Raw genomic sequence first — 12,289 nt, 5'->3', positions numbered from 1 at the left:
ATTATCCGCCATACTTAGGTGTTGGGTCGTAAAGTTGGCGTGAGTTCTGAACCGCCCGTCAACTTGAGATTACCCACATAACCGAGCTCCTGAAAGGCATTCCCAGTGTTGATGATCCGTCTGGCGCGCGTTGGCGCGCGCAAGCAGCCCCACTACCGCATCGTTGTTATCGAGAAAGACCGCGCCCGCAACGGCCGCTCTGTAGAAGTTGTCGGCACCTACAATCCGCGCACCGAGCCCGCAAGCGTGTCGCTCAAGCATGACCGCATCGCCTATTGGACCGGCAACGGCGCACAACTCTCCGAGACCGTCGGCAAGATCCTCAGCAAAAATCCCGCAGTGTCCGAAACTGCAACAGTGGCCTAGTAATCCCTACGTCTAACCTTTGGGTTCCTAAGAGCATACCCGAAGGGTGTCGAAACCAGCATTTTCCCTTCACTTGTTTGTGAAAATCGTTCATTCTGTTTTCAGGAAAGCGTTAGCTTGTCTAGCCTTTCCGAGTTCGCTGTATTACAACTGACAACTATGATCGAAACATCACCTTCATCTGAGAGCTACACGAAGCCTTCGCCCCTAGACGAAGCGCGTGGTCACACTTCAGAAAGAGGCATCACTCTCCCGACAGGTGCCTACATGCTTCAACCGGATTTACCGCTCACCCCTGAAGCCTCTCACAGGATTCAGGAACTGGTCTCGGGATTGGCGAAGGCTCTTGTCGACGATCCCGAAGCTGTAAGCGTAGAGGTCATCCCGGAGGCAGCCTCTACTGTCCTCCGCCTCCGCGTCGCCTCCACCGATATCGGTAAAGTGATCGGCAAACAAGGCCGTACCGCTCGCTCCATCCGAACCATCCTGAGTGCTGCCAGCATGAAGATGCAGCACCGGTTCTCTCTCGACATCGTCGAAGAGGGAGCCGGTAAATCGGCCCATCTTGAGTCCAGCGGCTCGCCGCAGGACTGATTCTCTTGAAGCCCAGCGTGACGCGCACGGACGCAACCCCTGTAACGGAACCTGCCTCGTCTCCCACCAGTGATCAGACGGCGCAGGATCCACAGTGGACCGTTCTAGCCCACATCCTGCGCCCGCAGGGCCGCAAAGGCGAGATTCTTGCGGATCTCCTCACCGACTTCCCCGAAGTGCTCACTTCAAACAGCCGCATCTTTCTGGCCGTCGAAAACTTCACCGGCACCGAGTCCGAAGCCCGGATCGCGGAAGTCCGTGACTTCTGGCTTCCCGTGGGCAAGAACAGCGGCCGCATCGTTCTCCACCTGGTCGGCATCGACTCCATCAATCAGGCTGAGACCCTCGCCGGCCTCGACATTATCATCCCCACGTCTGAACGGCTTGAGCTCGAGGACGACGCCTCGTACATTAGCGACCTCGTTGGCTGCACTCTCTACGATCACGCAAATTCCGAGGTGACTCTTGCGCTGGGGACGGTTACCGATGTCCACTTTGCCACCACCCCGGACGGGAGCCGCCGTCTTGAAGAGGCAGCCCCCCTTTTGGCCGTCGAGACTTCCGCGGGCGACGAGATCCTTGTCCCCTTCGTGAAAGCCTTTCTGATCTCGGTAGACACCGATGCGAAGCGCATCGACATGAATCTCCCCGTCGGCCTCGCCGAAAGCCAACAAGGCTGACTAGACAAGTTCCTTATAGCTTATACGCGCGTTTCACGAGCCCCACAGTCAGCTCCTTGGCTACCTCAAACGCCTCATCCTCGTCCAATCGCCCTTCCGCAACGAGCCTCCCCAGAAACGCGCAGTCCACTCTCCGCGCGACGTCGTGCCGCGCCGGTATCGACAGGAAAGCCCGCGTGTCGTCGTTGAACCCTACCGTGTTGTAGAACCCCGCCGTCTCAGTCGCCTGTTCACGAAACCGCATCATCCCCTCGGGCGAGTCGTGAAACCACCAGGGCGGCCCTAACCGCAGCGCAGGATAGTGCCCTGCCAGCGGAGCAAGCTCCCGGCTGTAGGAAGTCTCGTCCAGCGTAAACACGATCAAAGTCAGCCGTGGATCGTTCCCGTACTTCGTCAGCAGCGGCCGCAGACTCCGAACATACTCGGTTGGCGAGGGAATATCCGCCCCCTTGTCTCGTCCGAACTTCTCGTAAACCTTCAAGTTATGGTTTCGGATTGACCCCGGATGCAGCTGCATCACAAGCCCATCCTCGACACTCATTCCCGCCATCTCCGTCAGCATTTGCGCCTGGAAGAGCTCCACGTCGCCAGCCTCCAGGTGCCCGGAAAAGATCCTCCCATAGAGCTTCGCCGCATCCACGGGCGAAAGGTCCGCCGTCATCGCTGTCAGGTGGCCATGGTCCGTCGCCGTAGCTCCATTCGCAATAAAGAACTGCCGCCGGCTTCGCAGCGCCCGAAGATACCCGTTCCACCCCGATACATCTTCTCCGGTAAGCGTTCCCAACGCCTCCAGATTCTCCCTGAAACCGGCATACTCCGCGTCGATGACCGCGTCCGGACGAAACGTAGGAAGTACCCTGCCTTTCCAGCCAGAGTCCCGAATCGCTCGATGATGTTCCAGCGAGTCCACTGCCGCGTCCGTTGTCGCGAGCACTTCGATCCCGAACCGCTCGTACAGCGCCCGCGGTAAGAACTCCGGCGTCTTCAGCTTCGCCGCAATCACGTCGTAAAACGTGTCCGCATTCGCCTCGCTCAGCCGCTCTGTCAGCCCAAACAGCGTCTCAAAGGAGTGGTCTAACCAAAGCCGTGTCGGCGTCCCGCGAAACAAGTAATAGTGCCGCGCGAAGATTCGCCACACCTCTCTCGGATCTACCCGAACTGCCTCACCCGAGTTCGTCCCCTGCTGCGGAACTCCAAGCGACTCCAGGCTCACGCCCTGCGAATACAACATCCTGAAGACGTAGTGGTCGGGCTGAATAAACAGCGCCGCCGGGTCAGGAAATGACTTGTTGTCTGCAAACCACCGCGGATCGGTGTGTCCATGAGGGCTAACAATCGGCAGGCCCTTCACCGTTTCATACAGTGCCTGCGCCACTCGGCGCGCGACACCACTCTCTGCCGGAAACAATCTGTCTTTGTCGAGCATGACGCCTCGCTTGAGTGGTTAGACCACCGTCCAAGAGAGTATCAAACCCGAATCAAGAACGGCACTCGGCAAATCCACAGCCCATTTTGGAACCCAAACCGGTTTGGTAACGTCGAATCATAAGGTTACCGTCAACATTTCTATTATTGTGCCGATAGAAGTACCAACTCAATAAGGATGATACGGCTCTCCTCATGAACGCTTCCATGCCATCACCACACTGCAAATACTGCGGCTCCGAGCGAACTTCCCGCACTGAACGAAAAGGTTTCATGCAAAAAGTAGTCATGTTCAAGCTCGGTCTCTTCCCCTGGGAGTGCAACGCCTGCTGGAAGGTCTTCATCTCTTCCGAGCGAGGCAAACGAACTCGCCGCAGCCGAAGCAGCGCCGCGGAAGGCTCCCCCCTCGGAGCAAAGAACGCCTGACCCGGCCCCGAAACCAAAAAGCAAAATGCCACTCCGTGCTTTTCAGGAGCGGCATTCGTTTCATCCATCACCAGACGCTACTGGGGCTCCTCGATCTTCAGTTGCTGATCCACTTTCACGTCCTGCAATCGCTGCACCTTCCCGCTCGGCCATCTCACTTCGACCAGTTTCACCACCCCGTCCGTCCCCAACCCGAAGTGTGCCCGCTTGTCCTTTGAAGAGAGATACCCTCCCGATGTGCTCACCGTAACCAGCTGCTTGTACTTCGAGCCTGTCACCTCGATCTCGGCACCAATTCCGTCGCGGTTGCTCTTATGACCAACCAGGGAGATCGTCAGCCAGTGATTCGCAGTCACGGTCTCGTTGTGCAGGATATGTGCCGCTCCTCCGTTCGTTGCGACCACGGCATCGACCCGGCCATCGTTGTCCAGGTCCCCCACCGCCATGCCCCGACCAACCCACGGCTGCTTGAACACCGCGCCAGACACCGCACTCACGTCAACAAATCCCTTGCCGGTGTTGCGCGCCAACAGCATCGGCTCCTTATAATGAATCTGCGGCGAGGTCAGCTCCACCGTGTCCACGTCATGCCCCTGCGCGATCAGCAGGTCCTTCAGCCCGTCGTTGTCGTAGTCCACAAAGTACGCACTCCACCCTGAGTGCAGCAGCGTCATTCCCGCAATTCCCGACATGTACGTGTCATACGTAAAGCTCGAGTCACCATTGTTCTTGTAGATCGCATACTTCTGATTCGCCAGGTTTGTCATGATCAGATCCGGCAACCCATCGTTGTTGTAGTCCGCGAAGTCGATCCCCATCCCGGCATACGTCCGCCCATCGCCGTCCACTGCAATCTCCGACGTCAGCCCCGTCTCTTCGAACGTCCCATCGCCCTTGTTGCGATAGAGGAACTCCAGCATCGAGTCATTGGCTACCGCGATATCCACCTTGCCGTCGCGGTCGAAATCAGCAATCGCGATGCCCAGCCCCTTGCCCGGCACCGAGATCCCAGTCTTCGCCGAGATCTCCGTAAACTTCCCATGGCCGTCGTTGTGATAAACCAGCGGGGCAACCGCCGGAAAGATATCCGGATGGCAGTACGATCTGTACCCGTCGCGATGCTCCCCACACCACACATCGTCGAAGTCCCACTTCACATAGCGCAGGACCACCAAGTCGAGCAGGCCGTCATTATCCAGGTCCACCCACGCCGCAGATGTCGACCAGCCGCTCCCACCTGTCCCCGAGGTCTCCGTCACATCGGTAAACGTCCCATTCCCGTTATTCCGATACAGCTTATTCCCGCCATAGGCCGTAACGTAAAGATCTTCGAACCCATCGTTATCGAAGTCCCCTACTGCGACGCCCATCCCGTACCCAACGCCCTGAAGCCCCGCCTTCACCGTCACATCTTCGAATGTCCCATCCTTCTTCTGATGAAACAGTCGGTTCCAGTCCTTCGGCCCCGACTTTACGGGGATCGTTCCCTTCGCCGTAGGATCGCTTAGCGGAGCCCCGTTGACAAAGAAGACATCCAGCAACCCGTCATTGTCGTAATCCAACAGTGCCACGCCCGAACCCATCGTCTCCATCAGATACTTCTTCGAAGTGTGCGATGCCACTCCCTCGAAGTTCACCCCGCTCGACGGGGTAGTGTCGACAAAGTTCCCGGGCACGATGGCCGCCGTAGCACTCTTCGCCGCCGCCTGTCCCAGCGCCGCTGTAGCAATGAAAAAGGCACACAACATGGTGATCAACGAAAAGCTATTGCCTCTATCCTCTGCATTCATCCGGTCGTTCTCTCCACTGGGGGCCGCAAATGGTCTTTCACCCTCGACGCACTCAAGTGTACCCACATCGGCATAGACTGATCTCAACCATTCGGAGGAGTAGACTCTTCGCGTAGCAGATTGAATACACTCAATAACGGGGAAGCAAAACGCTCCTCAACCGCGTCTGACTGTAAGACCACAACTTAACCCTCTATGCATAAAAGGCCCTCCCGAGCCCGCACGACTTCTTTCTCCACTATTCTTCCCGCATTCGGTAATCAGGCCGACATGCGCGGGGTCGTGCGTCGCGTCGCCCAGACTTGCGCGGCCCTATCAGCCACCCTTGGAGCCATCGTGCTATGCGGGTGGGCCCTTGGCATCCAGGCCATCGAGACCGTCCTGACCGGACATGTCAGCATGAAGCCCAATACCGCTCTCGGCTTTCTCACCACCGGGATCGGCCTTAACTTCGCTCTCTCGCGCCTCACCGCTTCACGGCCACTCTCACGAATCTTTGCTGCGATCACAGTCTTCATCGGTGCAGCCACAATCTCCGAGTACGCCTTTGGCATCAACCTGCACATCGACGAGCTTCTCTTTCGCGACGTCCAACGTCTCGTCGATCCCGGCCGCCCCTCTTACGTCACGGCCATTGCATTCTGTCTTGCTGGCTCCTCTCTTCTCTTCTTCATAGGAAACAAGCTCTCTTGCCGTGTCTCGCAGGTCTTTGCCCTGCTGCTCGGGACGCTCGCGCTCACCAGCATCACCGGCTTCCTGTACGGAGTGCCTGTTCTCTACGGCTCCTCCATAAAAGCCAACTCCATGGCATTCCACACCGGAATCGGATTTCTCGTCCTCAGTTGTGGTCTCATTCTCGGCCAGTTCGACTCCGCGGTTGGGAAAGTCCTTACAGCTGCGGAACGTGGAAGCTGGGTCGCGCGCCGTCTTCTTCCCGCGCTGATTATCTTTCCAGTCCTTATGGGCTACCTCTACCTACGACCGGCCTTGAATCTCGGGCAGGTACGGTTTGCCATGGCCCTTTTTGCCGTCACCCTGGTAGTTGGGGGCAGCCTCTCACTCGTTCTTATAGGCAACTCCCTCAACACTGCCGAACGCCGCCAGCGCGAGTTCATGCAAGTCTCCATGGAAGCCGCAGCCGCAGTCGAGATTAGCGAGCAGGAACTTCGGCTGATCACCGACAACCTGCCCATGCTCATCGGGTACATCGATACATCCGGAAGATTCGTCAGGGTGAACCGAACCCACGAGCTTTGGCTCGGTCTCCCGGCAAATAAACTGGTGGGCCGCACGGTATCTCAAGTCCTCGGCGAAGCCTACTGGCAGAGCACGAGGCCCGCACGCGACGCTGCTCGAAGGGGCGTCACAAGCTCTTCCGAAACTATCTGCCCCACCGTCTACGGCGACCGCCGCGTCATCGCGACCTACGCTCCAGACATCGATGAAGCTGGCGATCTCCGCGGCTTCGCAGTCATGGTCGTCGACGTCGAAGACCAACGCCGCGCCGAGGCCGCACTTCGCCAAAGCGAGAAGCTGGCCGCCGTCGGAAGACACTCCAGCTCAATCGCCCACGAGATCAATAATCCGGTCGACGCAGCCATGAACTTGGTCTATCTTGCTCGCGAACAGGTCCATGACGAAGAGGTAAAGTCGCTCCTTGAGATCGCCGATGGCGAATTGAAGCGCGTCGCCACCATCGTGAACGAGACCCTCCGCTTTCAGAAACGCAGCTCTCACTCCGAACTCATCTTGGCCGCCGATCTCTTCCGCTCGGTTCTGGTTCTACATAGCCGTCGCATTCGCGATAACCGGATCACCGTGGAAAGGCGAGATCGCGCCGTCGAGCCCTTCCGGTGCTTCGAGGGCGAAGTGCGCCAGGTCCTCAACAACCTCGTCGCGAACGCCCTCGACGCGATGCTCCCCGGAGGCCGCCTTACTCTGCGCAGCCGGCCTGCGACGGAGTGGAAGTCCGGCCGCTGCGGCATCGTCCTCACCATTGCCGACGATGGAAAGGGCATGGACGAGACGACCAGCGCCCGCGTCTTCGAGGCCTTCTTCACCACCAAGGGCTTCGGTGGCACAGGCCTTGGACTTTGGATCAGCGCCGAAATCCTCGGCCGCCTCGGCGGCAGGCTGCACGTCCGTTCAAGCACCAGCGAGCGCCATCACGGATCAATCTTCGTGATCTTCCTGCCTTTCGAAAACGCAGCTTTTGGAGCCGTCACAATCGACAATCCACCAAGCAGTATTGAAGCGCCCGAACTCACTTAAGATGCGACGTAGAAGCGCCGGGGCGGCTCTCAGCTCCGGGTTGCGTTGGCATCCATCAGGTCCGCGGTGTATACCTTCCTAAGCCCAAAGAAACCGGAAGTGTAAGCGATTGCATCAGCCGTCCTCTCCTTCGAAAAAGGTTTCGGGCAACAGGAAAGCAGATCCCATGAGCAAGCTCAAGTTGATGACGACATATCTTCGCCCCGCATACCTTCTCGCCCTCACCGCCGCTCTGTTCTCCGTTCCTGCCTCCGCCCAGGAGCACATCCACTTCGACTCCACCACGCACGTCTTCCGCATCGACACCCCCGGCGAGACCTACGCCTTCGGCGTCAACGCCCAGTCCGAGATCCAGACCCTCTACTGGGGCTCCCCGCTAGCCGCCGCCGACCCACTCCCCACACCCGCCGCTTACCGTAGCCTCTCCGGCATGGAAGAGTCCTCCAACATCACCCCCTACGAGTACCGCGCCTGGGGAGGCCTCAACTTCACTGAGCCCGCCGTCAAGATCACCTTCCCCGACGGCAACCGCGACCTCGTCCTTCACTACGTCTCGCACAAGATCGACGGCGACAAACTCACCATCACCACCAAGGACATCTCCCGCGACGTCTTCGTCGACCTCATCTACACCGTCGCCCCCGCCACCGGCGTCATCGGCCGCAACTCCGTCATCACCAACAAGACCAACGCCAAACTCACCATCGAACAAGCCGCCTCCGCCACCTGGAACCTCCCCCACGGGACTGACTACCAACTCAGCTATCTCAGTGGAAGATGGGCCGCCGAGTGGCAACTCACCCAGGAGCCGATCAAAGACGGCACCACCGTCCTCGAGTCCCGCCGCGGCAGCACCGGCCAGCAGAACAACCCGTGGTTCGCCATCACCCGCGCCAACACCTCCGGCCCGCATCCCGAGTTCCCCACCAACGAAGAAGTCGGCCAGGTCTGGTTCGGAGCTCTCGCATGGTCCGGCTCCTGGCGCATCAACGTTGAGCGCAACCAGGTCCACGACATCCACGTCACCGGCGGCTACAACCCCTTCGACTTCGCCTATCCGCTAGCCCCCGGCGCCAGCCTCTCCACGCCCGTCTTCTACGCCGGCTACTCCAGCCACGGCATCGGCGAAGCCTCACGCATCTTCCACCGCTTCCAGAACACGCAGATCCTCCCGCAGAAGCCGACGCCGAAGCTCCGCCCCGTCATCTACAACTCCTGGGAAGCCACCGAGATGGCCGTCGACTATCCCGGCCAGGCCGCGCTCGCCGAGAAGGCCGCCCGCATCGGCGTCGAACGCTTCATCATGGACGACGGCTGGTTTGGCCAGCGCAAGGATGACCACGCCGGCCTCGGCGACTGGTACGTCAATAAGCAGAAGTTCCCCGACGGCCTCAAGCCCCTCATCGACAAGGTCCACGCACTCAACATGGACTTCGGCCTCTGGGTCGAGCCCGAGATGGTCAACCCCAACAGCGACCTCTACCGCGCCCACCCCGACTGGGTCCTCAACATGACCGGCCGCCCCCGCAGCGAAGGCCGCAACCAGCTCATGCTCAACCTCGCCCGCAAAGACGTCCGCGCCTACGTCTTCAACTTCCTCGACAAGATCCTCACCGACAATGACATCGCCTTCCTCAAGTGGGACTACAACCGCCAGTGGTCCGAACCCGGTTGGCCCGAGCTAGGCCCCGACTCGGACAAGCAGAAGACCGTCTACGTCGAGTACATCCGCAACCTCTACAGCATCCTCGCCGAGCTCCGCGCCAAACACCCCAAGGTCGAAATCCAGTCCTGCTCCTCCGGCGGCGGCCGTGTTGATCTGGGGATTCTCGGTTTGACCGACGAGGTCTGGCCCTCCGACAACACCAACCCCTTCGACCGCCTCAGCATCCAGGACGGCTTCACCTACGCCTACACCCCGCAGGTCATGACCGCCTGGGTCACCGACTCCGCCACCCACGCCCCCGGACTGCCATCAACGGCCTACCGCTTCCTCGTCTCCATGCAGGGCGGCCTCGGTGTCGGCTCCAACCTCAACCACTGGACCGACGACGACTTCGCCACCGCCAAAGACCTCATCGCCGCCTACAAGACCATCCGCCAGACCGTCCAGCAGGGCAGCCTCTACCGCCTCATCAGCCCCCGCGACGGCAGCGAGCACTCCGCCACCGAGTCCGTCTCAACTGACCTCCACCAGGCCGTCCTCTTCACCTTCCTCCACACCACCTCGCTCAACTACCCCTTCCCCCGCGTCTACCTCAAGGGCCTCGACCCCGCAAAGCAATACCACGTCACCCCCATCTACGGCACCCTGAAGAAGGACACCCCCGAAACCGCCTCTGGCTCCTACTGGATGAACCACGGAGTAGACCCCGACCTGACCGGCGACTTCAAAGCCGCCGCCTTCAAATTCGAGGCGGAGTAGCGGAGAAGCCCATTTCGCCATACAGCACGTCGAGAAGATCAGAAGATTAGGGCCCTTCTGCCGATAGAAGAGCTAAACTGTCTTTCGGAGAGCAAATGCCAGAGCTTGTGACCATCCCGATCTCGTACTTTGAGGTCACGTTTGACTTTGAAGATCCGAGCATCAAACTTTGGCTAGACAGAGCTGAAGTGGTGCAGGCGATGTTTACGGCGTTAAAGCCGTGGGACATTGATGTGGACGATGTGGACGCGATCACGACGGGAAAGCCGTCTGAGCAGGGTGTCAAATTTAAGCTGCCCGCAAAACGTTCTACGTTTTTCTTCGGTCCAGCTCTTTGCAAGTTCACTCGCGATGCCACAAACTGGTCCCTTGCCGAAGAGACAATTCAGATACTAGACGCAGCCATGTCCGCCCTTCTCGCGACCGCAAGTGTCTCTGTCGCAGCGCAAAAAACAGTAATTGCGCTGCACCTGCAACCCAAGACAGCACCGTTTTTCGAGATTCTTAAACCCTTTGTTCCGTCTCCGCTCGCAGCGCTCGAAGCCGATGCGATCAAAACAATGGCAGCAGTCGCAAAATGGAACAAACGAAGAGTTACAATCGACGGCTCAGGACAAGTAGCTAACGGAATCTTTCTACGATTCGAGCGCGAGTTTGCTGGTAACGTCTCCTATAAAGAAATTGCGGATCAATTGATGGCCGATGAAGGGGCCCTGTTCGAGATGCTTGGCATAAAAGAGGAATAGGATGAACGGTTATCTAGATAGTCAAACGTCGGGCAATGATTGGTCGCTCCCCAATCGCGCTATGCTCCACGAGATACATCAATACATACCGATCCAAACAGTGATTAGCTCTTCGCAAGCTGTTTTCAATAATCTTGAAACGCAGATGGCGAAATTCGAAGCTGATAATCAGGCTTCTATTCTTGAAGTTCTGGAGCAATATGTCATCTCGGATGATCAACAGGTGATGCAATTTCTCCGAGAACACCTGACACTCCCTGAGCTTCTTATTCAAGCCGCGCCACGGCTCAGGGAATATTTTGGCGACACTACAGTCTTCTCTCTCCGAACGGTGGTCGACGAGCATGACTGGAAAACACTTTATGCGGTCGTCATTTGGCCCGGAAAAGCAAGGGATGTCGTCACTGCACTAGACAGCTTCGATGAAGATTGGTGGATCAGGAGATCGAATCTTGCGGCAGGAAACCTAACATTCACCTACGAGTTGATTTAGATGGGAACGGAGCCCTTCGACTGGACCAATTATCAAGTCCTTGCGAATGAACTCGTGCTGCGTACGGAAGAGTCGTGTCTGCGCACTGCCATTGGGCGAGCATATTATTTCGCCTTGCATTCAGCGCGGAAGTGCTTGCTAGACAACGGCCGGGCGTTGGAAAAAGGTGCAAACTCTCACCAGTGGGTTTGGAATCAATTTGCTAAGAGCGAAAATGAAGACTGCAAGAAATTGGCGCAGATTGCCAGCCGATTGAAACAAAAACGCATCACTGCGGATTATGAAGACCAATACCATAGAATTTCTGACGACGCTGAACAGGTAATTTCAGCTGCTCAGGATTTTGCGAGTCGATTAGCACTTCTACCGAAGGATTGTTTGCGAGCAGAGGCACCAAAGAATTCTCTCCCAGGAGAGATGACTCCTTGACAATCTCTTCCAAGGGAAGTTCCCTACCCAATAACCGGCGGCCTCGTCGCCCGACATGAGAGAAGCACCCCCCCATAACCACATCACGGATCCCTCACCCACCCGAAAATCCATCACACCACCTCCACCACCAGCTTCACCCCGAGCGCCGCACACACCCGGCTCACCGTATCGAAACGCGGAGCGCTCCCCGGCCGCAACGCCTTATACAGCGCCTCCCGCGTGATCCCCCCGACTTCGCAATCTCCGTCATCCCCCGACGCGCAATCTCCCCCAGCGCTGAGGCCAGCAAAGCCCCATCCCCCACCTCAAGAATGTCCGTCAAATAAGCAGCAATCGACGCCTCACTATCGAGATAAGGTGCCGCATCGAACTCCGGCAGATCGGAAATCTTAATCCGTTTGCTCATCGTGTCCCCTTTACTCATCCAGCAGCGCCGCCAACGCCTTCGCGCGCTTGCGCCCATGTGAATGCGCAACTCCGAAACGCCATCGCCAACCGGCTTCACATCGCCCATCAAGCCGAGCTCCAGCCGTCTGATCCTAGCAAGGAGCACGCCACGCACCGCCGCGTCCTTCAAGCCATCCGCGCGGTGAACTCGGGCAAAGGCCGAATCGAAAACAGGCTCAAGCGTAATCGAACGA

At 58.2% G+C, this 12,289-nt stretch carries 10 protein-coding genes and 1 pseudogene; 8 read left to right on the top strand and 3 right to left on the bottom strand.

Going from position 1 to position 12,289, the window contains the following annotated elements; all coding sequences use genetic code 11:
* The first annotated feature begins 111 nt into the window (after positions 1-111).
* The 3 genes from rpsP (at position 112) to rimM (ending at position 1,640) form a co-directional block, all read left to right on the top strand.
* Positions 112-366 carry a 30S ribosomal protein S16 gene (gene rpsP / locus HDF16_RS11920; RefSeq protein WP_184216844.1) on the top strand — a complete coding sequence of 85 codons (255 nt, stop codon included), beginning with the start codon at positions 112-114 and terminating at the stop codon, positions 364-366.
* Between the two features lie 117 nt (positions 367-483).
* A complete protein-coding gene (locus tag HDF16_RS11915; RefSeq protein ID WP_348641308.1) occupies positions 484-960 on the top strand; it encodes a KH domain-containing protein in 477 nt (158 codons plus the stop codon).
* A gap of 17 nt (positions 961-977) precedes the next feature.
* On the top strand, positions 978-1,640 hold the full coding sequence (rimM, locus tag HDF16_RS11910) for a ribosome maturation factor RimM (protein ID WP_184216840.1): 663 nt from the start codon (positions 978-980) through the stop codon (positions 1,638-1,640).
* A gap of 13 nt (positions 1,641-1,653) precedes the next feature.
* Here rimM and uxaC read toward each other — a convergent pair whose 3' ends face one another.
* Positions 1,654-3,066 carry a glucuronate isomerase gene (uxaC, locus tag HDF16_RS11905; protein WP_184216838.1) on the bottom strand — a complete coding sequence of 471 codons (1,413 nt, stop codon included), beginning with the start codon at positions 3,064-3,066 and terminating at the stop codon, positions 1,654-1,656.
* Positions 3,067-3,568: 502 nt separating this feature from the next.
* The gene (locus HDF16_RS11900) at positions 3,569-5,281 is read right to left on the bottom strand and encodes a CRTAC1 family protein (RefSeq protein WP_246409031.1); all 1,713 of its coding nucleotides are present in this window, start codon (positions 5,279-5,281) and stop codon (positions 3,569-3,571) included.
* A 270-nt stretch (positions 5,282-5,551) separates the two neighbouring features.
* Between HDF16_RS11900 and HDF16_RS11895 the strand changes: the two genes are divergently transcribed.
* From HDF16_RS11895 to HDF16_RS11875, 5 genes are all read left to right on the top strand, one after another.
* On the top strand, positions 5,552-7,552 hold the full coding sequence (locus tag HDF16_RS11895; RefSeq protein WP_184216836.1) for a two-component system sensor histidine kinase NtrB: 2,001 nt from the start codon (positions 5,552-5,554) through the stop codon (positions 7,550-7,552).
* Between the two features lie 166 nt (positions 7,553-7,718).
* Positions 7,719-9,977: an alpha-galactosidase gene (locus HDF16_RS11890; RefSeq protein WP_221312696.1), complete on the top strand. Its 2,259-nt coding sequence runs from the start codon at positions 7,719-7,721 to the stop codon at positions 9,975-9,977.
* 95 nt (positions 9,978-10,072) lie between these two features.
* Entirely contained in the window at positions 10,073-10,723 is a 651-nt protein-coding gene (locus tag HDF16_RS11885) for a hypothetical protein (RefSeq protein ID WP_184216834.1), read from the top strand.
* A 1-nt stretch (position 10,724) separates the two neighbouring features.
* Positions 10,725-11,216: a hypothetical protein gene (locus HDF16_RS11880; protein WP_184216832.1), complete on the top strand. Its 492-nt coding sequence runs from the start codon at positions 10,725-10,727 to the stop codon at positions 11,214-11,216.
* Entirely contained in the window at positions 11,217-11,645 is a 429-nt protein-coding gene (locus HDF16_RS11875; RefSeq protein WP_184216830.1) for a HEPN domain-containing protein, read from the top strand.
* A 113-nt stretch (positions 11,646-11,758) separates the two neighbouring features.
* On the opposite strand, the pseudogene HDF16_RS11870 reads toward HDF16_RS11875, so the two are convergent.
* Positions 11,759-12,054, bottom strand: a pseudogene (locus tag HDF16_RS11870) (addiction module antidote protein).
* Positions 12,055-12,289: the final 235 nt, after the last annotated feature.

The sequence above is a fragment of the Granulicella aggregans genome (assembly GCF_014203275.1).
Classification (GTDB): domain Bacteria; phylum Acidobacteriota; class Terriglobia; order Terriglobales; family Acidobacteriaceae; genus Edaphobacter.
Note: the sequence above shows the minus strand (reverse complement) of the source record. Positions and strands in the feature narration are given on the sequence as shown.

Bases quoted from the DNA above. Each gene is read 5' to 3' on its own strand.
- HDF16_RS11880 (WP_184216832.1), top strand. From the start codon at position 10,725: ATGAACGGTTATCTAGATAGTCAAACGTCGGGCAATGATTGGTCGCTC.
- HDF16_RS11895 (WP_184216836.1), top strand. From the start codon at position 5,552: ATGCGCGGGGTCGTGCGTCGCGTCGCCCAGACTTGCGCGGCCCTATCA.
- HDF16_RS11885 (WP_184216834.1), top strand. From the start codon at position 10,073: ATGCCAGAGCTTGTGACCATCCCGATCTCGTACTTTGAGGTCACGTTT.
- uxaC (WP_184216838.1), bottom strand. From the start codon at position 3,066: ATGCTCGACAAAGACAGATTGTTTCCGGCAGAGAGTGGTGTCGCGCGC.
- HDF16_RS11890 (WP_221312696.1), top strand. From the start codon at position 7,719: ATGAGCAAGCTCAAGTTGATGACGACATATCTTCGCCCCGCATACCTT.
- rpsP (WP_184216844.1), top strand. From the start codon at position 112: ATGATCCGTCTGGCGCGCGTTGGCGCGCGCAAGCAGCCCCACTACCGC.
- HDF16_RS11900 (WP_246409031.1), bottom strand. From the start codon at position 5,281: ATGAATGCAGAGGATAGAGGCAATAGCTTTTCGTTGATCACCATGTTG.
- HDF16_RS11875 (WP_184216830.1), top strand. From the start codon at position 11,217: ATGGGAACGGAGCCCTTCGACTGGACCAATTATCAAGTCCTTGCGAAT.